This window comes from Aquirufa rosea, from assembly GCF_004118285.1.
In the GTDB taxonomy this organism is placed as follows: Bacteria; Bacteroidota; Bacteroidia; order Cytophagales; family Spirosomataceae; genus Aquirufa; species Aquirufa rosea.
In genome coordinates, this window is record NZ_SDHY01000004.1 from 195496 (window position 1) to 220621 (window position 25126).

Below are 25126 nucleotides of genomic sequence, written 5' to 3' on the forward strand. Positions count from 1 at the left end.
TTGCGAACTAATTTGATTAATCATGTTGCAAAGACCTCGGAGAAATCGTCAAAGTTCCGTAATTCGTTCTATGGTGGAGGAAAACAGGCTATCTGTCAAGGATATGATGTTTCCTTTATTTGTGATGGAAGGTAAGCAAACTCAAACAGAGATTTCTTCCATGCCCGGAATTCACCGTTTTACTTTGGATTTATTATTATCTGAAATTGAATCTTGTGTCAAACTAGGTATTCAATCATTTGCTTTATTTCCTCAAATTCCAGAATCCAAAAAGGATTCCATGGCATCGGAGAGTCATAAAAAAGGTAATATTTATACGGAGTCCATTTATGAAATCAGTAAGCGTTTTCCGGAAATCAGTTTATTAACAGATGTGGCGATGGACCCTTACAGCTCAGATGGTCATGATGGCGTCGTGCGTGATGGAAAAATTCTCAATGATGAAACATTGCCGGTTTTAGCCAAAATGGCCATTGCACAAGCGCAGGCCGGAAGCAAGTTGATTGGTCCATCAGATATGATGGATGGAAGGGTTGGCTATTTGCGTCAAGCATTGGATGAGGCGGGTTTTGAAGAGGTTGGAATTATGGCGTATACGGCAAAATACGCTTCCGCATTTTATGGACCTTTTCGGGATGCATTAGAGTCAGCGCCTAAGTTTGGGGATAAGAAAACCTACCAAATGAATCCTGCGAATCGTAGGGAGGCATTGATTGAGGCGGAATTGGATGAGATGGAAGGTGCGGACTTTTTGATGGTAAAACCCGCATTAGCTTATTTGGATATCATTTCTTTGTTGAAGGAAAATAGTCATTTACCCATAGCAGCATACAATGTTTCAGGGGAATATGCCATGATAAAAGCTGCTGCACAAAATGGATGGATTGATGGCGAGAAAGCCATGTTGGAAAGTTTGTTAGCCATCAAACGAGCGGGCGCGCAAGTTATTCTGACATATTTTGCCAAAGAATTTGCACAATTAAAATTAGCCTAATATGTCTTCAGAGCGGTATTTACAAAGAGGGGTTTCGGCATCAAAAGACGATGTACACAAAGCCATATCTACTTTGGATAAGGGATTATTTCCTCGTGCATTTTGTAAAATTTCACCTGATATGTTGGGTGGAGATGATACATATTGCAACATCATGCATGCAGATGGTGCGGGGACAAAATCATCTTTGGCTTATTTGTATTGGAAAGAGACGGGAGATATTTCAGTTTGGAGAGGAATTGCTCAAGATGCCGTTGTTATGAATACGGATGATTTAATATGTGTCGGTGCTACGGACCATATGTTGTTATCCAGTACGATTGGCAGAAATAAAAATTTGATTCCTGGTGAGGTGATAGCAGAGATTATTCAGGGAACGGAAGAGGTATTGCAAATGCTGAGGGATAACGGCATAGGAATTTACAGTACGGGAGGCGAAACGGCAGATGTGGGGGATTTGGTACGTACCATTATCGTTGATAGTACAGTAGTAGCTCGATTGAAGCGCGAGGAGGTGGTCTCCAATGAAAACATACAAGCAGGAGATGTGATTATTGGATTGGCCTCTGACGGTCAAGCAACTTATGAGAAGTCGTATAATGGAGGAATGGGAAGTAATGGTTTGACCTCTGCCCGCCATGATGTTTTGGCTAAGTATTTAGCTTCAAAATACCCAGAAAGCTTTGACCCGCAAGTTCCTAATGATTTGGTGTATTCGGGTTCTCGTGAATTGACGGAACCAGTCGCTGGTACCCCACTGAATGTAGGGCAATTGATTTTATCGCCAACAAGGACTTATGCGCCGGTTATAAAGGCTATTTTAGAAGAATTAAGGCCACATCTTCATGGTATGGTACATTGCTCTGGAGGTGCTCAAACGAAGGTAATGCACTTTGTGGATCAGGTACACATCATTAAGGATCATCTGTTTCCTGTACCTCCTTTGTTTGATTTAATTCAAAAAGAAAGCGGGACTAGTTACCAAGAAATGTACCAGGTTTTCAATATGGGGCATCGGATGGAGATATATGTGAATCCAACATTTGCGGAACAAATCATCCAAATTTCTCAAAGCTTTGGCATACCTGCTCAGATCATTGGTCGAGTAGAGTTAGCGCCAGTAAAGAAGTTGACGATACGCAGTGAATTCGGCGAGTTTGTGTATTAATTGTAATTAAATCAGAGGCTTACTTGCAAGTTTGTCTTTAACTTTTTATATTTGCACCCCCATTTAAAAGGCTTTTGAAAGGTATTCCTAGCCTCGTGGGATTGTTTCACTTAAATACATAAAAGAATGTACGCAATCGTAGAAATTGCCGGGCAGCAATTTAAAGTTGAGAAAGACCGTTCCGTTTATACCCACCGTTTGGCGGGAGAGGAAGGCGCTGCACTGGTATTCGACAAGGTTTTACTTGTTGACAAAGACGGAGATGTGACCGTAGGAGCACCCACTGTAGAAGGGGCTAAAATCACAGGAAAAATTGTAGCTCACGTACGTGGAGAGAAAGTCTTGGTTTTCAAGAAGAAGCGTAGAAAGAGTTATCAAAAAATGAATGGTCATCGTCAAGATTTGACGAAAGTTTTGATCGAGTCGATTTCTTTAAAATAATTGTTTAATCAACGTTTTACACGTTCTAATATATTAAAACATGGCACATAAAAAAGGGGCCGGATCATCCAAAAACGGTCGCGAATCGCATAGTAAACGACTTGGTGTTAAGTTATTTGGTGGCCAAGAAGTTGTAGCAGGAAATATCATTGTTCGTCAAAGAGGAACAGCTCACAATGCAGGTTTAAATGTAGGTGTGGGAAAAGATCATACCTTGTTTGCTTTATCTGATGGTGTTATCGCCTTCAAAAAGGGATTCAAAGGACGTTCTTTTGTTCACGTATTACCATTAGCTTCTCAAGCTGTAGCAGCAGATAAGCCAGCAGTGGCTAAGGCTCCAGCAAAGAAAACTGCTCCAAAAGCAGAGGTAGCAGTGGAAGCTGCAGTAGAAGCTGCGCCAAAAGCTAAGAAAGCTCCAGCAAAGAAAGCAGCTCCAGCAGCTGAATAATTTGTCTTGAAGATGTAAGAAAGAACCTGATGTGAGTACATCAGGTTTTTTTTGTGCTTTTGAAACTAAAAAGCCACTAACTTTGTTGAGCAAAATAAAATTTCTATGTTGAATTCACCCATACACATATACACAGAATCTACTCCCAATCCACAATCTATGAAGTTTGTATTCAATGTGGAACTGTTACCCGATGGGATGTCATTTGATTATACTCAGCCAGCGGATGGACTAACTAAAGATAAAAACTCCCCATTGGCGGTTGCCTTATTTGGGTTTGATTTTGTCAAAAGGGTTTTCATTACCAGTAATTTTGTTACGCTGACTAAGGCAGAACATGTACTTTGGGAGGATGAGCTATTTGGTATTAAGCAATTTTTGAAGAAATACTTCGAAGAAAAAAGACCTATTTTTAGTTTGCCAGAAAGTGCGATGCCGGATGCTGATAGCAACGATTCTGAAGTAATTGCCAAGATTAAAGATGCATTGGAGCAGTATGTGAAACCTGCCGTGGAGTCTGATGGTGGGGCAATCTCCTTTTACTCATTTAATGAAGAGTCTGGCCAAGTAAAAGTGCTATTACAAGGTTCTTGCTCTGGGTGTCCATCTTCTACGATGACTTTAAAGGCAGGTATTGAGGCCTTGCTGACAAGAATGATTCCTCAGGTGAAAGAAGTAGTCGCAGAGGGTGTTTAATCAATTTCTTGGACAAGAAATATAGCGACTTATCGTTAACCTTGACAGCGTTTCAAACGCTGTCAAGGTTTAGAAAAAAATCAAAATTTTAGAATGACTTCGCAATGGTGATAAAATCGCCGGCTTTCAAGGAAGCACCACCGATTAATCCTCCATCTACATCCGCGCAAGCGAATAATTCTGCCGCATTTTGAGCGTTGCAACTACCGCCATATAAAATGGAACAATCATCGGCTACCGCTTGACCATATTTGGCCGCAATATGCTGACGTAAATAAGCGTGCATTTCTTGCGCTTGAGCAGAAGAAGCCGTTAAGCCAGTTCCAATCGCCCAAATCGGTTCATAAGCAATCACCACTTTTCCGAATGCTTCGGCGCTTAAATGGAACAAACTTTCCGTAAGTTGTTCTGCCACAAAAGCTAAAAAATCGCCACCATCACGCAATTCAAGGCTTTCTCCACAACAAAAAATAGGTGTTACATTATTTTCTAATGCGGCATCCACTTTGGCAGCCAATTGGGCATTGGTTTCATTAAAATATTGTCTGCGCTCTGAGTGACCTAAAATAACATAAGGTACTCCAGCAGAGGCTAACATAGAAGCTGAAATTTCACCTGTATAGGCTCCAGAAGCTTTTTCATGGCAGTTTTGTGCTGAAACAGATAAATTGGAAATACCTTCGGTAACTTTGTTTACTTCAGAAATAAACAATGCAGGAGGAGCCATAATTACCTGCACGCTTGAGGGAACCTCTGATTTTACTAATGCAGCAACTTCCGTAGCTAGAGCAACTGCCTCAGCAGCCGTTTTATTCATTTTCCAGTTTCCGGCAACAATCTTTTTTCTCATACGTTCATCTTTTTTGGTTGGCGAAATTACGATTCCTTTCTTGCATACGAAAAATTACTTCGAAAAATCAATTCCAAAGCCCAAAAGATTCAGGCTTTTACCGTATTTTCACAATGGTATTTTCAAATTTGAATCTTTCATGATGCGTTTATTTAAATCACTTCGATCCAATGTATGGGTGGTATTTTTCATATTAATGTCCAGTTCAGCCTGGGCCCAATCAAGTTTATTTCCACATGCCAAGCAAAAATGGGTAGACTCTGTTTTTGCTAGCCTGAGTTTAGACCAGAAGATTGGACAAGTTTTGATGCCTCGAGGTAATTCAAGTCCCATCTATGATACGACTCGTTTATTTTCTATTGTTCGAGATTATCATGTAGGAGGGTTCGTCTTTTTTGCAGGTTACCCCACTAATCAAGCCAAATTGGTCAATAAATTGCAGGCTATGTCGAAAGTCCCTTTGCTGATAGGAATGGATTTAGAATGGGGCTTAAATATGCGTTTAGATTCTACGGTTCGCTATCCCTATCAAATGACTTTAGGGGCGATGCAAGGAAACGATATGTTGATTGAAAAAATGGGTTTCCAAATTGCTCAACAATGTAAGCGCATGGGAGTACACGTCAACTACGCTCCTGTGGTAGATGTGAATAATAATCCGAATAATCCAGTCATTAATTTTCGTTCCTTTGGTGAAGACAGAGATTTAGTTACCCAGAAAGCCTTGGCTTATATGCGGGGGCTTCAAAAAGGGGGCATTATAACTTCTGCCAAGCATTTTCCTGGGCATGGTGACACAGGCACAGACTCACATTACGACCTTCCTCTTTTAAGCCATACTCGAAGTAGGTTGGATAGTTTGGAGTTATTCCCTTATCGGGAATTAATTCAAAAAGGACTTCAAGGTATCATGGTCGGCCATTTGAATATTCCTTCGCTAGATAGCACCGCCAACTTAGCGTCTACCCTTTCTAAACCCATTGTCAAAGGGCTATTGAGAGATGAATTGAAATTTGAGGGCTTGGTTTTTACGGATGCCATGGATATGAAAGGGGCCACCAAAATGTTTCCTGAGGGCACAGCCAATGTAAAAGCCATCTTAGCGGGAAATGATATTCTAGAAACATTTGTGGATGTTCCATCAGCCTTTAATGCCATCAAAAAGGCTTTAAGTACGGGAGAATTGACCGAGGAAGATTTGAATTTCCGGGTAAAGAAGATATTGAATGCCAAAGCCTGGGCAGGATTAGATCAATATCAACCTATTGCGATTGAAAATTTAATTGAAGACTTAAATCCTATACAATCTGAAGTCCTCAATAAGCAATTGGCAGAAAAAACAGCTACGGTACTTAAGAATACAGAAAACATAATTCCCTTACGGAATTTACATCAAATAAAAGTAGCAACCTTGGCAATTGGTAAGGCAAATTATGGAAATACATTCCCGACTGAGTTTCAAAAAATGGCTCAGAACTACATGGAAATGGACCATTATTATTTAGATGAAACCAGTGCTGATACGAGTATTGTGAATGCTCAGCAAAAATTAAATGCTTACGATGTCGTGCTTTTGGGCATACATGGAACCTCGATCCGTCCGGCAAATAATTATAGTATAAAGCCTGCTATAAAATCATTGGTGGATCGATTTGTGACCAATAAGACGGTCGTTGTGCACTTGGGAAATGCCTTTACTTTGACCAAGTTTGATTCTTTGCAGAAAGCGGCTGCTTTGATTACCATGTATCAAGATGGGATAGCCCAACAAGAAGTAGCTGCAGAAATTATTTTTGGTGGACTTGCCGCTGCGGGAAAATTCCCAGTGACTTTGAATAATAAGTATGTGCGAGGAATGGGAATTTCTACCCCTTCCCTGGCCCGTTTACAATACCAAGTGTTACCAGAATCTGTGGGGCTTTCGGGAGCCTATTTAAATAAACATGTAGACTCTTTGGCCCGATTAGCCATTCAGGTAAAAGGAGCGCCCGGAGTGGTGGTTTTAATTGCCAAAGAGGGAAAAGTGATTTATCACAAGGCCTTTGGTAATCCTACCTATGAATCCAATATCCCTTTGAAGAAAACGGATATTTTTGATTTGGCATCTATCACTAAAATTTCTACTTCTATTCCGGCTCTAATGAAATGGCAGGACGAAGGTAAATTTTCTTTGCAGGAGGGAATGGGCGCATTGATTCCTGATTTAAAATCCTCCAATAAAGCCAATTTAAAATACCTGGATGTGCTTACTCATCAAGCGAGATTAAGAGCTTGGATTCCTTTTTGGCAAGAGTACATCGACAGTACAGACATGATTTTTCATAGCAAAAAATTCAATGAACGATTTGCTAAAAAAGAATTAAAGACAAGTGTGGTGGAAAAGTTTATCACCAAAACTCAGGGCGAGGATCGGGTAAAAGCTTTGATTAAACAGCAGCTTAAAATGCTTTGGGATAGCTGTGTGGATATTAAATCGGAAGTCACACGTTGGAAGCCCAAAACGATTTCCTATCAACATTCTGAGGAATACCCGATAAAAATTACTAATAATTTATGGGGACATACCAGCTTGTCATCTCAATTATTTTCTGCGATTAAAAACTCTCCCCTTCGAGAGAAGAAGGAATACGTGTACTCGGATTTATCCTATTATTATTTACCAACGGTCTCTCCGCGCATGACTGGAAAAGAATGGACAGAGTTTTTATCAGAAACATTTTATAAGCCTCTTGGCGCAAGTACGCTAGTTTATCAAGCAGATAAGCACTTCCCCTTGGATAGAATCGTACCTACGGAATATGATTCATTGTTTAGAAAGACTTTAATTCACGGTCAGGTTCATGATGAGGGTGCAGCACTGTTACAAGGAATTAGTGGTCATGCTGGATTATTTGGTAATGCGAATGACTTAGCTAAGTTGATGCAGATGTATTTGCAAAGAGGCTATTATGGAGGTAATCAATTCATCAAAGAAGAAACCATGCGCTCTTGGACATCTTATCCATTTTCGATGGATGAAAATTCACGAAGGGGTATAGGTTTTGATAAACCTGATCGCAAAAAACCAGGTATTTCAGCGGCAGCTTCTGCTAGTGCGGAAAGTTTTGGCCATTCTGGTTTTACAGGGACTTACACTTGGGTTGATCCTGCCCATGATTTGGTGTATGTATTCTTATCTAATCGGGTTTACCCAACTCGAAATAATAGTAAGATTAGCGATTTGAATATCAGAACGGGTATCAATGAGGTAATTTATCAGGCAATCAAAAAAGGCAATTAGTATCATGCGTATACTGATCACGGGAGGAACTGGATTTATAGGGCAAGCATGGCAAAAAAAATGCCGAGAAAAGGGCTATGAAGTAGTTGTTTTATCTCGTCATGGTGGGGATTTTCAGTGGAATCCTGCCAAAGGAGAAATAGATAGTAGAGCTTTGGAGGGAGTGGATGCCATCGTACACTTGGCGGGTGCTGGTATCGCAGAAAAACGCTGGACAAAGGCCAGGAAAGAGGAATTAATACAATCCCGAGTACAAAGTTCTGCTCTTTTATTTAAGACGCTAAAAGAGCATCCTAATCAAGTTCAAACGCTTATTTCTGCCTCGGGTATTGGCTATTATGGAGCTGATACAGGGGAGCAAATATGTGAGGAAAATTCCGAACCAGGGCATGATTTTATCTCGCAATGTACACAGGCTTGGGAAGGTAGTTTGTCGGGCATTGAGTCCTTAGGCATTCGGTTAGTAAAATTTAGAATAGGTCTGGTCATGGGAAATGGAGGAGGAATTTTACCGGTGTTACAGAAACCTATTCAATGGTTTGTGGGGGCAAATTTAGGTAACGGAAGGCAATGGCAATCCTGGATACATTTGGATGATTTATTGGCCATGTTTGATTGGGCCTTACATCAAAAATCGATGCATGGGGTGTATAACGCGGTGGCACCAGAACCTTTGCGACAAGCCGATTTGAATCAGCAATTAGCTAAAGCGATGCATCGTCCATTGTTTTTACCACCTGTCCCTGCTTGGGTCTTAAAGCTCATTTTGGGAGAAATGGCAGTCTTAGTCACAGGTGGAAATTTAGTTTCTTCCTCTCGCATACAGAAAGAAGCCGGTTTTTCGTTTAGATTTGTACGATTTTCAGAAGCACTCGCGGATTTAATTTCTTAATATGTCGAAAAAAATATTGATTTACTGTGGTTCATCAAAGGGTAATAACCCTGTGTATGAGGAGGAAGTTAAACGCTTAGCTCAAGAACTTAAAAAACATGACTGCACCATAATTTTTGGGGCAGGTAGTGTGGGTTTAATGGGCGTGATGGCTGACGAATATTTACGTTTAGGAGGAGAGGTGATAGGAGTGATTCCCTCTTTTATGGAGCCATGGGAGGTAAAACACTTAGGGATTCAAACATGCCATGTCACGGAATCCATGCATGAAAGAAAGCAAATCATGGCAGAGTTAGCAGATGGGGTGATTGCCATGCCAGGTGGATTTGGGACTTTTGATGAGCTTTTCGAGATGCTAACTTGGAAACAATTGGATTTACATCAAATGCCCATTGCCATTTTTAATACAGCCGGATATTATGATTTATTGTTGCAGCAATTGAATCACATGATCCAAGAAGGATTTTTAAAAGAACGAAATTTGACCGCATTGCATGTAGAATCCGATGCGGCTAAATTGGCAGATTGGATGATGGAATACGTGCCTGAGAAAATGGAAAAGAAATGGATTTATCGAGCTTAATGTCTTGTTCTGAATGATTAAATATCTGGTTTTTTTCTTATTACTTGTAGGTTTACAGGAGCTCTCTGCTCAAAAATTACCAGAGAATTTGGGTTCTGCGATCAATTCGGAGTACTCGGAATTAAATCCAGTCATGGCACCTGATGGTAAGACCTTGTATTTTGGAAGGAAAAATCATCCCTCAAATAAATATGGAACTACTGGTTCTGAAACAGTAGCCGGCTCACAAGATATTTGGTATAGTGAGCGTATTGGGGATGTGTGGAGTACGGCCAAGCGAATGCCAGATGTGTTGAATCGGGATCAATACAATACCATTTTGTCCATTTCTCCTGATGGTCAAACCATTTTATTGAAGGGAGCCTATGTGCAAGGAGCCTATGAAACGAGAGGTTTTTCGATAGCCAAAAAAACAGTAAATTCTTGGTCGGTACCCGAAAAATTGGATATCCCTAATTATGAAAAAATGAGTCGGGGGAAAAATGAATATGCCTATTTAACCATGGATGGGAAGGCTTTACTTCTGGCTTTTTCGGAGAAAAAAAACTCTGATCGGGATGATTTATATATTAGCTTTTTGCAGGATAACAAATGGACTGAGCCCATGAATTTGGGTAAGACGATTAATACCGAACATTCAGAGACAACGCCTTTTTTAGCCGCTGATGGTAAGACCTTGTATTTTTCATCGGATAGACCCGGCGGACAAGGTAGTCAGGATATTTATATGTCCAAACGCCTAGATAATAGTTGGACCAGTTGGCGTACGCCCATCAATCTAGGAGGACCCATTAATACGGAGGAATATGATGCTTATTATAGTTTATCTGCCAAAGGGGATTTTGCCTATTTTCTTTCTTCAAAAAACTCCCTGGGTAAAAAAGATGTTTTTCGAATTGCCATAGAACCGGAGCCGATAGAAGTTCCTGCTCCCGCAAAACCTAGTCAAGCTAAAACGGAAGAAAAACCCATATTGGCCCAGCAAGATGTTAAGGGAAGTCCAAGATCCGTATCCAGCGAGCAGTCTGAAGCCGTTGTTTTGGTTTCTGGTCGCGTAATTGATCCACAGACAGGTAAGGTTCCCGAAGAGACTAATATCAGCTACGAGGACCTAAAAACAGGTAAAACCATTGGTATTGCCAAACCTGACCCAAAGACGGGTTTGTATAAGCTAGTTTTACCGTATGGAGTAAATTATGGAATTACGGCGAAGGCAAAGGGTTTTTTACCTAGCTCCATTAATATTGATTTGAGTAAACTGAGAGGACGGTATTTAGAATTAGATGAGCGGGATTTAGTGATGGCGACGATAGCCAAGGGCTCCAGTATGACCATCAATAATTTATTCTTTGAAACGGGTAAAGCGACTTTAACGCCGGAATCTGACCCAGAATTGAAACGTATAGTTCAGGTAATGCAAGAAAACGCTTCTCTTCAAATTGAAATTTCTGGTCACACCGATAATACGGGCTCTGATGAATTGAATAACAAGCTATCTCAAGATCGCGCCGATGCGGTTAAAAATTACTTGTTGAGCGCAGGAGTTAAGTCAGAACGAATTAGAACCAAAGGATACGGAAAGACGAAGCCTAAAGCTGATAATTCTACGGAAGAAGGAAGACAACAGAATCGTCGCGTGGAATTCGCTATTTTATAATCAGGGCTGCTGGAAGCTTATGGGGATTTGCTCTTCCAAAATGATCGTAATCTGCTTTTGTTGACTATCTATTTGTTGTGTTTTTGGAAGGTAACCAATCGCCGAAATTTTAATTTTTCTTGAGGCATTTTTTAGTTGAAAATGGCCTTTCTCGTCGGTGTATACGTTCAACTGATTAGAACGTATGCAAACTCCCGGTAGAGGATTTCCTCTTTTGTCCAGAATTTGACCATTTAAGTGATTAATTGGGGTATCTTGCACTAAAAATATGTGCAAGATTAGGACGAATAAGTTCATATATTGGCAGAATACTGCACAAAGAACGGAAGCCTATATTAACTTATGGTTAAGGAATCGATATGAAATAATTAATTCCTACGAAAATTAGATTTGAACCTTATCGATAAAATTGACCACCTTTTGAAACGGAAGGCTAAGGTATTTTCTAACTCGTAGAAAGCGTTTTCTAGGTTTCACTTCAGGGGCTTTAATGTAAAAACATGGGAACTTTTTATACATCTCATGCCCGTTTTTGATCAATATTTGGGCGTATTGATCGAAAATAGTGGCCACATCAGGTTTTTCCTGGAAGGTATAGCGATTTTGGTATTTAGAAATGACTGTAGGATTTTCTGGATGATAACCCGAAAAATGGAAAAAGATGAGGGGAACCGTATCATTCACGGAGTAAGGAATATTTTCCCCGGTTAATACTCTTTCATGCAAATTCCAATAGGCCATGTTTAGTCCCATATGTCGACTAATGTACACGTCATCAAAATACACCGGTGCGAAATTTACCCACAATTGATCCACAAACATGCCGTTGGCCAGATCAATATAACATTGGTCGCGGAGGCGTTCCTTCCACCAATGCAGAAATGCTAAGGTATTAGGACTTCGTTTCGTACCGATGAAACCTAAGTTAAAAATTCCAGTATTCAAAAGGTCCGTTTCTTGGGGACGGGACGTGTCTGGATAGGGAGTTAAAATGTGGGGAGTTAAAACCAAACTATGGTTTTTCAATGGATTTTCAATTTCATCAAGTGCCTGAAAAACCAAAATATCAGGGTCAAAATAATGTAATATTTCTACTTCTGGATAGGTATGGTAGATATACTCCATGAAAAATGGTTTCACCGCCGTATTGAGTTCGGTGATATTATATTTCTCACAAAGCTCATCTAAATCCTCTATTCCAATGGTATGTAATTCAATGAGTGGATACTCTGGTAATTGGGATTTATCAATGCTGGATTGGTCCAAACGATCCACTAAACCAATTAAAAAATGGTAGTCTGGATTATGTTGTAGAAGAGAATCCCCCAATGATTTAGCTTGTGCTAAATAATTGATGGAGCATATGGTAAGGACTATTTTCTGCATGATAAAATCAAAAAAATTGTCAACCTTCAACAAGTTGACAATTCTAAGTGGACAAATCTACGGCGACAATTTCACGTTGGCAAATCTTAGCGCAGCAAACTGCTATAAATGATATTTTCCACCTTTCTGCTGTAATCACCATGGGAATTGGGTGTATGCTGTGTCATGATGAGGCAAATCATATTTTCTTTAGGGTCAGCCCAATAGCTTGTTCCATAATATCCACCCCAGTTAAAAGAACCCTTGTTTCTGCCATGTAAATGGCTGGAGCGTTCAGAAGTAATGGAGAATCCAAGACCAAAATTATCGGCACCGTCTTTGATGAAGTCTAATTGTGGACTTATCATGAGTTCCACAGTTCTTCTTCCAAGAATTTGTTTTCCGCTGTATTTACCACCATTTAAGAGCATTTGTAGGAAAATACCATAGTCAAATGCTGTGGAAGAAAGTCCAGCACCACCTGAGAAATACGACTTTTTATCCAATGGATAATTGGGATTGATGTTTCTAAAAGTAGGCGCCCAAGCGATGATATTTTTTTGGGCATCTTCTGTGTACACACCGGGAAGTCGGCTCGCTTTTTCTCCTGGAACATTGAAATACGTATCTTTCATGCCCAGTGGGTCAAAGATATTTTTTTGTAGGTATTCCTCGAGACTTTGACCGCTAATGACCTCAATCAAGCAGCCCAATAAATCGGTATTTAAACCATAAGTAAACTTTTCACCCGGTTGGTGCTCCAAAGGTAATTTGCCCAGGATTTTCATTTTTTCTAAGAGATTGGCTCTGAATGTTCCCAATCCTGAAGGAACACCCGCTTTGGCATATATCGCCTTCATTCGGTCGGAACCAATATCCGCATAGCCAATGCCAGAACTATGAGTCAATAAATCGCGGAAGGTGATTTCTCTTTTGGCGTTGATGAAAGTATAAGAGGTATCGGCAGGATTATAGTCTTGGATGACTTTGGGTTTTTTAAATTCAGGGATGAAATCTCCAATGGATTGATCAAGGCTAAATTTCCCCTTTTCATATAATTGCATGATGCCTACACTAGTAATAGCCTTAGTTTGACTCATGATACGGAAGATGGCATCAGCAGGCATAGGCTTTTTAGAGTTTACATCTAAATACCCATGACCCTTGTAATGAACCACTTGATTGTCCTTGATGACCAAAGTAACTGCTCCAGTCAACCAATTTTTTTCCACATATTGCTTTAATACGGTATCAATGTAAGCTAATCGCTGATTGTCGATAGAGGGATGAGGCTTAATGATAGGAGAAAGCACTTGGCCCCAATGGGTCAGGCTAATGAATAAGAAGGCAAGGAGTAGTAAAGCTTTTTTCATGGCTTAGATGGTTTTTAGATTTTATTCTAAGTTAAAAGGAAAATAGGAAGAATAATAATGAAGGAAATTTTATCCCCTAGAATGGGATTTATGTCCAACAAAAAACCCCTCCAAGAATTGGAAGGGTTCATGTCGATTATCGTACCTGGGATGGGAATCGAACCCATACGAGCGTTTCGGCTCACAGGATTTTAAGTCCTGCGTGTCTACCAGTTCCACCACCCAGGCGGCCCTGTAAAACTCAAAAGCACCGTGGGGTGCTTCCAAGTGGAGCGAAAGACGGGGTTCGAACCCGCGACCTCGACCTTGGCAAGGTCGCGCTCTACCAGCTGAGCTACTTTCGCATTTTCGTGGGGCAAAATTAAGAACCTTTGCTTATTTATGCAAGAGTAAACGTAAATTTCCCTTAAATATTCTCTAATTTTGTTTTTTCGATTATTCCATGAACATCACGAAACTCGATCAAACCGATCACAAATTACTGGAAATTTTGCAACAAAACGCCAAAATTACCAATGCCCAATTGTCGAAGGAAATAGGCCTCTCTCCTGCTCCCACCTTAGAACGCGTTAAAAAGCTAGAAAGCCTTGGAATCATTCAGAGCTACCATGCTCAAGTGGACCGTGATAAGGTTGGTTTAGGTGTAACGACCTTTGTGACAGTGACATTGACAGGCCACAAAAAGCAAGTGACAGAATCATTTGTTCGTCAGATCAATCAAATTCCAGAGGTGATAGAATGCCACCATGTGACGGGAGCGGGAGACTTTATGTTAAAGATTATTTCTAAAGATATCTCTACCTACCAGAAACTGATGTTGGAAAAAATCAATGAAATAGAGGAAGTCTCTGCAACCTCTACCATGGTGATTTTATCTACCTTTAAAGAATCCAAAGTATTACCAATTCCTTGATTAGAGACGTTGCATGAGTTGAGGAATCATGCGATTTTTCCAAATAGTGAAGGTTCCTTGTAAAATCTCTTTACGGGCTTCTCCCACCAGCCACAAATAAAAGCGGAGGTTACATACGCTGGCAATCATAGCGCCCAACATTTCTTCACAACGGATTAAATGACGAAGGTAGGCTTTGCTGTATTGACCATGTATTGTATCCACAAAGGCGGGGTCAATGACTGAAAAATCTGATTTCCACTTTTCATTTTTGATGTTAATGATCCCTTGAGTGGTGAAAATCATTCCATTGCGGGCATTTCGAGTTGGCATGACACAATCAAACATATCAATTCCCAGCGCGATACCTTCCAAAATATTGGCAGGAGTTCCAACCCCCATCAAATAGCGAGGTTTGTCTTTGGGTAAAATATCCGTTACCTCATCGGCCATTTCATACATATCCTCTACAGGTTCCCCCACAGATAATCCACCAATGGCATTTCCAAAGGCTTCTTTTTCTGCGATGTATTCGGCAGAAATTTTTCTCAAATCTTTAAAAACACTTCCTTGAACAATGGGGAAAAGGGCTTGACTGTGTCCATACTTGGGCTCTGTGGCTTCAAATCTATGGATGCAACGATCTAGCCAGCGGTGCGTCATTTGCATGGATTTACGCGCATATTCATAGGTACAAGGATAAGGCGTGCATTCATCAAATGCCATGATGATATCTGCCCCAATGGTTCTTTGAATATCCATGACCGATTCTGGACTAAAGAAATGGGTACTACCGTCGATGTGCGATTTAAATTTGACACCTTCTTCCACAATTTTTCGGCCAGTTCCAGCTAATGAATAAACTTGGTAACCACCTGAATCCGTTAAAATGGGGCCGTTCCAAGAATTAAATTGGTGTAATCCTCCAGCGGCTTCCATGACTTCCAAGCCGGGTCTCAAGTATAAATGGTAAGTATTTCCTAGGATAATTTGAGCGTGGATTGGATCCGACAGTTCTGAGATATGTACCCCTTTTACGGTACCTGCTGTGCCTACTGGCATGAAAATAGGAGTTTGAATAACTCCATGGTCCGTATGTAAACTACCTGCTCTAGCCTTGGAATGGGCATCTGTGGATTGGATCTCAAATTTCATGCCACAAAGGTAGGGAAAAAATAAAGCGGTACATGAGTTAACATGTACCGCTTATTTGTTTTGGAAGGGAATTATTCCACTTTCATAACTCCATTCATGATTCTCCAGTGGCCCGGGAATGTACACAAATAAGGATAATTTCCTTTGGTATTAGGGGCTTTGAAAACCAATTTTGCTCTTCCGTCTGGGTCTACCAAAGCGGTGTAAGCGATTACTTCTGGAATACTAGGAACATAATTTTTTTGAGCTCCGTCTGCAGCCGTGATCATTTTATCAGCAGCTAAACCAATCTTTTCTTGACTTCCCATTTGACCAATGACCAAATTATGTTGCATGGCGTCGATGTTTTCAAAAATGATTTCCACATTAGCACCAGCCGGAACACTGAATTCCCTGATGTCAAATTGCATGGCTTCTTTTACGGTTTTGATGACCTTTCTGACTACATTAGTTGCGCTATTTTGATTAGCGACCTCTATTTTCCAAGTAGTAGCAAGGCGCTCATAGTAATCGTAATCACTAGGACGAATAGATGCTCCAATTTTTTTGAAATAAGCTAGGTTTTCTGCCGACAAATGAGGCTCTTTTTTGGCATTCCAAGTAGCAGATGCCCCTTTCAATGCCGCACCAAAGGCAGGGGATTCAATTATTTCCATACTTTTTAGGTGGTTTACCAATTCGTCACCAGACCAAACAGAAGCTCCGCCACGGAAGACCTTTTCGATCATATACACATTAAGGGAGCTTGGCCCGCTTACTTCTAATGCTTTGCGGTAAGTATTGTTGTTACGAACACTTTCTGGTAAAACACCTACTTTGTCAATTTGGATTTCCATTTGGTATGAACCAGCAATATCGGCTGTCCAACCAAAATTTCCAGTCCATGGACCATTGGTATTTTTAGTTACCGATACTGTTTCTCCTGGGGCAACTCCATCGGTAAAAGTGAATGATTCCATATCCACTCGGCGACCCATTCCCTCAATTTTTAAGAATACAGGTAGAACTGTTCCCTTAGCTAAGGCTTGATCTCCTTTGTTTTTGATGCGAATCACAAAACTTGAGTTTTCTCTCAATTTAAATTGACCTCCCCTGATTTGAACTTCCGTAACGACTAAATCTAAGCCGGAACTCTGTCCGTCTGTGCTAGGATTGTTCAATTCTTTACCTACTTTTTCCGCAGCAGCTACAGGTTTTCTTTTACCTTCAGCTACAATAAAATCCTTCATTCTTTGCCCACCTTTGGCCATAATCCAAGCAGAGAAAGCTTCAGGCAACCAGCGATCGCGGTTGTTTTGTTCTTTAGCAATCTTCGCTTCCATGGCTTTGCTTAACTCAGGACTATCTGGCATCTCTATGCTGGCTAATACCGCGTGAAGGGCAACTAACGTATCGGAATCATTTAGGACATTTTTTTGAATCAATAATTTGGCTCCGGCATTCGTTCTAGGTAAAATTTGAACGGCATTTTTGCGTACTGCTGCACTAGGGTGACTTAAGGCTTGGCTTAGTCCTAATTTAACAGCAGGAAGATCCAAGGCTCCTAATCCATCTAAGGTTCTTAAAGCATGAATTGCACCCACATTTAAGCCTATCTCATCGACTTTTTTATTGGCAATTAATGCTAATAGAGCCGGTACTACATCTTTTTTGCCACGTTCTACCAATAAACGTTGAGCATGTAATCTCCAGAATAAATTGGAATTAGATAAGGCCTTAACACAGGCTGCTGGGTCGTTGCTAGACAATTGGATGGGCTGATAAGCTGGAGCCTGGTTCCACCCTACTCGGTAGATACGTCCGTGGGTATAATCACGTAAATCTGTTTCATAAGCATTACCCGATCCATTGGTAAATCCTTTAGGAACGGGGTTATGTTGAATGATGAAACTGTACCAATCGGCAATCCAAACGGCTCCATCCGGACCTACTTGAGCGAATACGGGGGAAACCCATTCATCAGCACCCGCTAATAAATTAAAGGCCTCCTCGTCGTTGTAATCACTACCGGTTCTAACCATTTTATTTTGGTGAACTACGTGCCCAGTAGGCTCTGACACGAAGGCAATTTTATTCCAGTACTTTTTAGGAAAAGCTCTAGCCGAATAGAAATTATGTCCAGCTGCTGCCGTAAAACCACCAAATACGTCTACTTGACGCACCTTTTTGGTGATAGTTTTCATGTCTTTGTGGGTATCAGTACTCTTACTTCCGTTGAAAGAAAATGGAGCTTGCCAGATGTTTTTATTCGGAATAGGAATATACCAGCCATGGGAGTTGTTGGCCGTGGACCCAAAAGCATCACCCGCTTCATTGAAATCAAATCCCCAGGTATTATTGGAGGTATTCGTCACATGTTCCATTTTGGAACCATCTGGTTTAAAGCGGAAAAAGGCATTGCCAAATTGTAGGGAATCATTTCCTACTTTTCCTTTAAATCCAGAGTAACCTACTGATCCCCAGATCCAGTTATCAAAACCGTAATGCAAATTAGAAGGACCAGCATGGGTATCTCCCGTTCCAAATCCTGTGATTAGAACTTGTTTTACATCGGCTTTATCATCTCCGTCGGTATCTTTTAAGAATAAAATATGAGGAGCCTGAGAAACGATGAGTCCACCGTTGGCAAAAACCATCCCTGTTGGAATACTTAAACCATCAGCAAATCGGGTAAATTTATCGGCTTTACCATCGTGGTTAGTATCCTCACACATTAAGATGTAGTCGCTTCCTCCCGAATTTTTTCGTTCATTTGGATAGTCTTTGGTGATTAGTACAAATAAGCGACCCTTTTCATCCCAAGCCATGGCAATTGGGTGCATGACATCAGGTTCTGCCGCAAAAACACTTAAGTTAAAGTCTACCGGAATTTGAATGTATTTAACAGACTCTTCAGGACTAAGTGGTAGCTGTTGTAATTGTGGCCCTTGTCTTTTCTCGTAATTAGGCAAATTGGCTTCCTTATAGGCAAGAGGAGCTAATCTCAGATTTTCCAAGAGGGCAACTTTGTCTTTCCCTACAGCATATAAGATTCCTTTTTCTACTAAAGTTTGGAAGCCTTCGGTTTCCCAAGTTCTTTCATCGTGCCCATAGGCCGTGTAAAAGACGTTTCCTTTACCATAACTTCTTACCCAAGTATAAGGCTCGGTTGATTGGCCAGGTTTATCATTTGCCTGTTCAGGCCCAATGATTCTGGATTGAATTACTATGTTATCTGCTTGTAATTGACTGTGCAAATAAGTTTCATCGATTGTTTTAATCCCAGGAAATCCTTTTAGCACTGGATGTTGGGGCTGTACATTCTGGATGCGGATTGAATCCATTTTATGGCGCCAAAACTGCCCCCCGACCATTTTCATATATTCCGGGGAATTTCTGAAACAGAAGGATGCGCAATGTAAAGCCACTAATCCATGCCCAGAACTAATGTAGTCCAAAAGCGCTTTTTCTTGTGGCTTTGGTATGGAATCATGGTTAGCAAAAATGATCAAACCGTCAAACTTGTTTAAGTAGCTAGGGTTTAAATCATTTAATGATGCGGTATAAGTTAGGTTGATGCCTTTTACTCCTAATGCTGATTGTAAGGCAGGAAAGCGGTCCAATGGTTTATGATGTCCACGATCTCCCAAAAAAAGCATTTCCAATCTCCTAGGCCTGGAATTTTGAGCCAGCAGCTGAAATGTTGCTACAAATACTAACAGAAAACAGGTAAGTTTTTTCATGTGATTATTACCAATTGGGGAAGGATTAAAATTCAGGAATTTCGATAATTTTACCGCCCTGTAAAGCTGATTCATGGGCTAATATGCCGACAGAGGTCCAGTTGGCCGACTGCGGTGCATTCGGGAATGGATCACGATCTTGGGCCAATGCTTGTAAGAACTCATTAACCAAATGAGGGTGTGAGCCTCCATGTCCTCCGCCTTGGGTGAATGAAAGGTGTGTGTTTTCGCTTTCATCGTACACTCCTTTGGTCGTAAATCGTTGGATTTCTTCAGGTAAATAATGGGCAAAATCAGGAGTGACAACTTTTTCTGGAATCTCAGGCTCTGGCTTTTTGGCAGTATGAACGACCAACTCCTCGCCCTCAATTAATGGCCATTCCACACTTTTTTTGGAACCATATACTTCAAAACTTTCTCTATACTGACGAGCCACATCGAAGAGTGAGCGATAAACGACAGCACACAGGTCTGAATTACGGAATTTGATATGGGCTGACTCTACGGCAAATGGAGAATTATAATGTTGAATTAATTCTTCACGGATAGTACCTGAGCCAAAGCAGGAAACATATTCTGCCTCAAGGCGTAAAAGTCCAGCTACGGGTCCTACGCAGTGAGTGGCATAGTGCATAGGAGGTAAACCTGGCCAATAATCTGGCCATCCATCCATGTCTTGTTGGTGGGAGCCTTTTAGGAATTGAATCTTCCCTAGTTCTCCTTTTTCATATAACTCTTTGATGTATAAAAACTCGCGAGAATATACCACGGTTTCCATCATCATGTACTTTTTGCCCATCTTACGGCTTGCCTCTACAATAGCCTTACATTCTTCTACGGTAGTTGCCATAGGTACCGTGCACGCCACATGCTTTCCTGCCAATAAGGCTTGAAGGGTTTGCTGGGCATGTAAATGTATGGGAGAATTAATGTGAACTACGTCGATATTGGGATCTTGGATTAATTTTTCAAAGTCCGTATATCGATTTGTAATTCCGTATGCATCGCCAATGGAATTGAGTTTTTCCTCATTTCTTTGGCAAATGGCATACATATTGGCCAATGGGTGCTTTAAATAAATGGGGATGAATTCCGCTCCAAATCCTAAGCCAACAATGGCAAGATTAAATTTTTTCATAGTAGAAAGTAAGATTTAAATTAGACAGGTATACTTAAATACTTCTCATGTTTATTATAAGGCAATATCTGAATTTTTTTACTATTTTTTATTTCGATTTGTCAGGAAAGGGTGAATCATGACCGTAATCACTAACAGCGCAGTGCCCCAATAGAAACCGGAGTGCATGATTTCCTTGCTTCCAAAAATAAACACCGCGAGTAAAATACCATAAACGGGTTCTAAGGTGATAACCAGATTGATGGAAAATACCGAAAATACTCGGTACAACCGGATGGTTTCAGTGTAGGCATATACGGTACAAACGATGGCTAAAATACTGATCCATAGCCAATCTAGATTGACAGGTAAATAATGGGGCATTTGAACCGCATAGCCATAAATCCAAATGATTCCTGTGATGATCCCTGCGGTGATCATTTCGTAGACAGTTATGAGTCGAGGGTCATATTGGTGAGTATATTTTCCGTTAATCACCGAAAATAAAGCACCAAAGAAACCAGAGGCAATGCCCATCATCAGTCCGAGAGCTTGGGCTTGTTCTACCGAAAAAATAATGAGAAGGGCAATGATGACTAGCACGCCCAAAAATACTTCTACTCTTTTTATTTTTTCTTTTTTGGTCCAAGGTTCCAATAGGCTTGTCCAAAAGGTTTGAGTTGATAATCCTGCCAAACACATGGCTACCGTGGAAACTTTAGCTGCGCCAAAAAAGAGAAGCCAATGGAGGGCAATAAAAAATCCATTTAGAATCCATTGGTACAATATTTTACTTGGAACTTTGAAATTTACCTGTTGAAATCGAAGTATGGCCAGTAAAAAAATGGAGCTAATGACGCAGCGAAAAAACACGATACTCAGCGCATTAGCTTGAGTCGCATTTCCTAAAATGGCAGTAAATGCGTACAAGATCACAATGAAGTGAATCTTCAAATAGTCTAAAAGCCTTGGCGCTTGTTTCATTATCTAGGAAGGGTGTAATAAAGTCCTACGCCAATTCCCCCGAATATGATATTGGGTAACCACACGGCTAAAAGGGGGGGCATTCCTCCACCTTCAGCAATTCCTTTACTCATCATGAAAAATAGGATGTAGACAAAGGCCAAAGAAAAACCTAAGGCGATTTGAAATCCCACGCCACCTCTTGATTTTCTGGCAGAAACCAAAAAGCCGATGATGGTAAGTATGATAACTGAAAAGGGATTAGCAAATCGTAAGTATTTTTCAATTAAGAATACCTCTATCCCGTCAGCACCACGTGATCGAACTAGTTGAATATGTCTTTCAAGCTCGGGCAGGGTGAAGGTTTCATGCAATAAGTGCTTATTCTGAAAGTCCTTGGGGAAAAGATTTAATGTAGTGTCTATTTTGGTCCCAAAAACAATACCCGTTTTTCCCGCTTCCAGATTACGGATTCGGTAATCATGAATGGTCCACTTTTTTCTGACAGAGTCCCATGTGATGTGGTCTGACATCAACTTTTCTTTGATTTCATTGTTGGAAATTCTTTCTAAACTGAATCGATAGCCCGTATTGGTACTGTTATCGTAGCTTTCAATGTAGGCGTATATTTCCGGGGCAATTTTAATGTGCACGTCCCGCTTATCAAAGAAATAGGTATTGTTGATGTACCTGTGTTCAAAGGGTACCCGAATTTTGTTGGCATTGGGTACAATCCAACCAATCATAATGAAAGTACCTACGGCAATGATTCCTGAACCTATGAGGTAAGGTCTCATGAGTCGGGTGAAACTTACTCCAGAACTTAAAATGGCGATAATTTCAGTTTTAGCAGCCAGGTTAGCGGTGAAGAATACCGTGGCTATAAATACCATCAAAGGGCTAATATAATTGGCCCAGTAAGGAATAAAATTTAAGTAGTAGTCGAAAATAATCTCATTTAATGGGGCTTGTTTACGAATAAAATCATCGATTTTTTCCGTGTAGTCAATCACCATCACAATCAATACAATTAGAAAAACAGCGAAAACGTATGTTTTCAGAAATTTTTTTAAAATGTATAGATCTAATATTTTCATTATTTGCTTGGAGCAGTACCGGCAGCGTCACTTTTATATTTAACCATGGAAAACAAGTGTATGAACAACACCCGGGCCATGCGGAAATTAAATGGTACCATGATGACAGAAACAAGTGTAATAGGGATGATATATCCCTCAGCAGATGGGTCACCAAAGAAATTGTAGATGATGATACCTCCCACAATCATGATGCCTACTGTAAAGGCATAAGATATATACATGGCACCAAAGAAAAATCCAGGCTCCACTTCATAGCGTAAACCACAAGATGGACAGTGTTCATTCATCTGGCTAAATTTGAAAATATTCCACCATTTATAAGTAAAAATTCGGCCTTCGTGGCATTGAGGACAACGGGCATTAATGGTGGCTGCCAATTTAGATGGGTTTGACATAATTTTTCGGTTAAAGGTACAAAGGTAAAGAAAATTCAAGGATTAACTCGAAAGCGGGCGGGCATCTTAGGGGAATTTGTATCTTTGTAAACAACTAAACTATACCATCTTATGTATCCTATTTTATTAAATGTTCATTCTTATTTACGTTGGCTCGTATTAATCCTAGGCGTTTTAGCCATTTATCGAGGTTTTAAAGGAGCTCAATCAGCGGCGCCATTTACTGAATCTGACAGAAAATCAGGTTTGTTTTTCTTAATATCAGTTCATACCCAGCTTTTAATTGGGTTATTGTTGTATTTTGTATTTAGTCCAATCACACAAGCGGCATTTGCAGATTTTGGAGCGGCGATGAAAGACCCAGCGGTCAGATTAATCGCGGTAGAGCATATTACAGTGAATATATTAGCGGCTATTTTAGTTACGATTGCGTATTCTAAAAACAAAAAAGCTATTGCTGACGCACAAAAGCACAAGAATGCGTGGTTATTATTTGGTATTGCTCTTTTATTGATTCTAAGCCGTATTCCTTGGAGTCGTCTAGCCTAATGACCAATAAGTGCGTATTTTTGGACCGCGACGGTGTATTAAATGTGGATCGTGTGGATTACGTGTATCACCTAGGTCATTTTGTGATTCCTGATGGAGTAGTGGAAGCCTTGAAAGTATTGAAGGATGCGGGGTATTTATTGATTGTGATTACCAACCAAAGTGGTATTGCCAAGGGAATATATGAGAGAAAGGATGTTTGGCTTATACATGAGGCTTTACAAGAAGCATGTGGAGGAAGGTTGGATGATCTGTATTTTTGTCCTTATCATGAATTATACGATAGCGCTTCATTAACGAGGAAACCAGGGTCTTTATTAATTGAAAAAGCGGTAGCAAAATATCATGTAGACATGAGTCAATCCTACATGGTAGGAGATCATGAAAGAGATGTACTAGCAGGAAAACGAGCGGGTCTTAGGACCATCCGTATTGCCGAAGAGGGTACGCTTACTGAAGCCAATTACGTAGTAAAAGATTTATTAGCAGCATCTAAGATCATATTATCATAGTATCATGGAAAAAATATATTTAAGTGACGCAGGTCCTAAGGTTTCTCCAGCCATTTATGGATTTTGGAGATGGGAAAAGGAAAGTGCGAATAGCCAAAAAGACATGGATAAGATTGTTCATTTATGTCTAGAATTGGGAATTAATACTTTTGATCACGCTGATCGCTATGGGAAATATAGTTGTGAAGGTCAATTTGGGAAAGTATTAGCCACCAAATCGTTTAAGCGTAGTGACATAGTCTTATTTTCCAAATGTGGGGTGAATGTGCCTGATCCATCTAAGCCCGAGATTCGAGTGAGCCATGTGGATAGCTCAGCTGCTCATATTACCAAAAGCGTGGAAAACTCCTTAAAGAATCTTCAGACGGATTATTTGGATGTCTTTTTATTGGATCAATTGGACCCTTTGTCTGACCTAGAAAGTACGGCCTTAGCTTTGGAAAAATTAAAGAGTTCAGGTAAGGTAAAGAATATCGGAGTATCCAATTTTTCTGTATATCAGCATCAATTGTTGGAGTCATATTTATCGATTCCTGTCGTGTCTAATCACATAGATTTGAATTTATTACAAACAGCTGCTTTGGATAATGGGGCATTGGATTATGTCAAGCAAAAGTATATGCGCCCCTTGGCCGTTTCTCCTTTAGCAGGTGGCCGAATTGAACATGGAACAGATGAGTTGGCTTTAAAGGTGCGTAAGAAATTAGTGGAGATGGCAGAAAAATATTCTAGTAATATTGAATCCATTGCAGTAGCTTGGATTGTGAAGTTAGGAGCATTGCCATTGATTGGTACTCTGGAAGAAAATCGTATTCGGAATATCGTAAACTCCTTCAGTGTTAAATTGGATCATCAAGATTGGTATGAATTATACCATACTACCCGTCCTTCCCCAGCTGTGCTGGATTAATAGGCATTAAAAATTGACTATAATGTAATGAAGAGACTTATTTCATTTGATTGGAATAAGTCTC

General features: G+C 40.3%; 22 protein-coding genes, 2 tRNA genes and 1 pseudogene. 13 read left to right on the plus strand and 12 right to left on the minus strand.

What is annotated here, in order from left to right; all coding sequences use genetic code 11:
- Positions 1–22: 22 nt before the first annotated feature.
- The 5 genes and pseudogenes from hemB to ESB04_RS08045 all read left to right on the plus strand — a co-directional run bounded on the left by hemB (position 23) and on the right by ESB04_RS08045 (position 3747).
- A complete protein-coding gene (hemB, locus tag ESB04_RS08025; RefSeq protein ID WP_129027214.1) occupies positions 23–994 on the plus strand; it encodes a porphobilinogen synthase in 972 nt (323 codons plus the stop codon).
- 1 nt (position 995) lies between these two features.
- Positions 996–2162, plus strand: a complete 1167-nt coding sequence (locus tag ESB04_RS08030; protein WP_129027215.1) for an AIR synthase related protein — start codon at positions 996–998, stop codon at positions 2160–2162.
- 126 nt (positions 2163–2288) lie between these two features.
- The gene (rplU, locus tag ESB04_RS08035; protein WP_129027216.1) at positions 2289–2603 is read left to right on the plus strand and encodes a 50S ribosomal protein L21; all 315 of its coding nucleotides are present in this window, start codon (positions 2289–2291) and stop codon (positions 2601–2603) included.
- A 40-nt stretch (positions 2604–2643) separates the two neighbouring features.
- Positions 2644–2892 (plus strand): annotated as a pseudogene (gene rpmA / locus ESB04_RS12620) (50S ribosomal protein L27); the annotation flags it as partial.
- A gap of 264 nt (positions 2893–3156) precedes the next feature.
- The gene (locus tag ESB04_RS08045) at positions 3157–3747 is read left to right on the plus strand and encodes a NifU family protein (protein WP_129027218.1); all 591 of its coding nucleotides are present in this window, start codon (positions 3157–3159) and stop codon (positions 3745–3747) included.
- An 88-nt stretch (positions 3748–3835) separates the two neighbouring features.
- On the opposite strand, the gene tpiA is transcribed toward ESB04_RS08045, so the two are convergent.
- A complete protein-coding gene (tpiA, locus tag ESB04_RS08050) occupies positions 3836–4597 on the minus strand; it encodes a triose-phosphate isomerase (protein ID WP_129027219.1) in 762 nt (253 codons plus the stop codon).
- A gap of 139 nt (positions 4598–4736) precedes the next feature.
- Between tpiA and ESB04_RS08055 the strand changes: the two genes are divergently transcribed.
- From ESB04_RS08055 to ESB04_RS08070, 4 genes are read left to right on the plus strand one after another with little or no spacing between them, the layout of a single operon-like run.
- Positions 4737–7877, plus strand: a complete 3141-nt coding sequence (locus ESB04_RS08055) for a glycoside hydrolase family 3 N-terminal domain-containing protein (RefSeq protein WP_129027220.1) — start codon at positions 4737–4739, stop codon at positions 7875–7877.
- A gap of 4 nt (positions 7878–7881) precedes the next feature.
- Complete coding sequence (locus ESB04_RS08060) at positions 7882–8769, plus strand: TIGR01777 family oxidoreductase (protein WP_129027221.1); 888 nt, start codon at positions 7882–7884, stop codon at positions 8767–8769.
- Position 8770: 1 nt separating this feature from the next.
- Positions 8771–9352: an LOG family protein gene (locus tag ESB04_RS08065; protein WP_129027222.1), complete on the plus strand. Its 582-nt coding sequence runs from the start codon at positions 8771–8773 to the stop codon at positions 9350–9352.
- A 13-nt stretch (positions 9353–9365) separates the two neighbouring features.
- Positions 9366–11009 (plus strand): OmpA family protein, encoded by a 1644-nt coding sequence (locus ESB04_RS08070; RefSeq protein WP_129027223.1) that lies wholly within the window; start codon positions 9366–9368, stop codon positions 11007–11009.
- On the opposite strand, the gene ESB04_RS08075 is transcribed toward ESB04_RS08070, so the two are convergent.
- From ESB04_RS08075 to ESB04_RS08095, 5 genes are all read right to left on the minus strand, one after another.
- Positions 11010–11306: a carboxypeptidase-like regulatory domain-containing protein gene (locus ESB04_RS08075; RefSeq protein ID WP_129027224.1), complete on the minus strand. Its 297-nt coding sequence runs from the start codon at positions 11304–11306 to the stop codon at positions 11010–11012. It lies immediately after the preceding gene.
- Positions 11307–11393: 87 nt separating this feature from the next.
- Entirely contained in the window at positions 11394–12395 is a 1002-nt protein-coding gene (locus tag ESB04_RS08080) for a glycosyl transferase (RefSeq protein ID WP_129027225.1), read from the minus strand.
- 86 nt (positions 12396–12481) lie between these two features.
- Positions 12482–13747 (minus strand): serine hydrolase domain-containing protein, encoded by a 1266-nt coding sequence (locus tag ESB04_RS08085; RefSeq protein WP_129027226.1) that lies wholly within the window; start codon positions 13745–13747, stop codon positions 12482–12484.
- A gap of 142 nt (positions 13748–13889) precedes the next feature.
- Positions 13890–13975, minus strand: a tRNA-Leu gene (locus ESB04_RS08090).
- A gap of 40 nt (positions 13976–14015) precedes the next feature.
- Positions 14016–14091: transfer RNA gene (locus tag ESB04_RS08095), tRNA-Gly, on the minus strand.
- Between the two features lie 98 nt (positions 14092–14189).
- Here ESB04_RS08095 and ESB04_RS08100 point away from each other — a divergent pair.
- Positions 14190–14660, plus strand: a complete 471-nt coding sequence (locus tag ESB04_RS08100) for an Lrp/AsnC family transcriptional regulator (protein ID WP_109321773.1) — start codon at positions 14190–14192, stop codon at positions 14658–14660.
- On the opposite strand, the gene tgt is transcribed toward ESB04_RS08100, so the two are convergent.
- The 6 genes from tgt to ESB04_RS08130 form a co-directional block, all read right to left on the minus strand.
- On the minus strand, positions 14661–15794 hold the full coding sequence (gene tgt, locus ESB04_RS08105) for a tRNA guanosine(34) transglycosylase Tgt (protein WP_129027227.1): 1134 nt from the start codon (positions 15792–15794) through the stop codon (positions 14661–14663).
- Positions 15795–15865: 71 nt separating this feature from the next.
- Positions 15866–19516 carry a PVC-type heme-binding CxxCH protein gene (locus ESB04_RS08110; RefSeq protein ID WP_129027228.1) on the minus strand — a complete coding sequence of 1217 codons (3651 nt, stop codon included), beginning with the start codon at positions 19514–19516 and terminating at the stop codon, positions 15866–15868.
- Positions 19517–19541: 25 nt separating this feature from the next.
- Positions 19542–20654 (minus strand): Gfo/Idh/MocA family protein, encoded by a 1113-nt coding sequence (locus ESB04_RS08115; RefSeq protein ID WP_129027229.1) that lies wholly within the window; start codon positions 20652–20654, stop codon positions 19542–19544.
- Between the two features lie 81 nt (positions 20655–20735).
- Positions 20736–21617, minus strand: a complete 882-nt coding sequence (locus ESB04_RS08120) for a DMT family transporter (RefSeq protein ID WP_129027230.1) — start codon at positions 21615–21617, stop codon at positions 20736–20738.
- A complete protein-coding gene (locus ESB04_RS08125; RefSeq protein WP_129027231.1) occupies positions 21617–22693 on the minus strand; it encodes an LptF/LptG family permease in 1077 nt (358 codons plus the stop codon). The genes ESB04_RS08120 and ESB04_RS08125 overlap by 1 nt, the downstream gene beginning before the upstream one ends.
- Positions 22693–23091 (minus strand): DUF983 domain-containing protein, encoded by a 399-nt coding sequence (locus ESB04_RS08130; RefSeq protein ID WP_129027232.1) that lies wholly within the window; start codon positions 23089–23091, stop codon positions 22693–22695. The genes ESB04_RS08125 and ESB04_RS08130 overlap by 1 nt, the downstream gene beginning before the upstream one ends.
- A 111-nt stretch (positions 23092–23202) precedes the next feature.
- Here ESB04_RS08130 and ESB04_RS08135 point away from each other — a divergent pair, with 111 nt between their 5' ends.
- Genes ESB04_RS08135 through ESB04_RS08145 form a run of 3 tightly spaced genes read left to right on the plus strand, consistent with a single transcriptional unit; the run spans position 23203 to position 25062 of the window.
- Positions 23203–23640 carry a hypothetical protein gene (locus ESB04_RS08135; RefSeq protein WP_129027233.1) on the plus strand — a complete coding sequence of 146 codons (438 nt, stop codon included), beginning with the start codon at positions 23203–23205 and terminating at the stop codon, positions 23638–23640.
- Positions 23640–24152 (plus strand): D-glycero-alpha-D-manno-heptose-1,7-bisphosphate 7-phosphatase, encoded by a 513-nt coding sequence (locus ESB04_RS08140; protein ID WP_129027234.1) that lies wholly within the window; start codon positions 23640–23642, stop codon positions 24150–24152. The genes ESB04_RS08135 and ESB04_RS08140 overlap by 1 nt, the downstream gene beginning before the upstream one ends.
- Before the next feature lie 4 nt (positions 24153–24156).
- Positions 24157–25062 (plus strand): aldo/keto reductase, encoded by a 906-nt coding sequence (locus ESB04_RS08145; RefSeq protein WP_129027235.1) that lies wholly within the window; start codon positions 24157–24159, stop codon positions 25060–25062.
- The last annotated feature ends 64 nt before the right edge of the window (positions 25063–25126 follow it).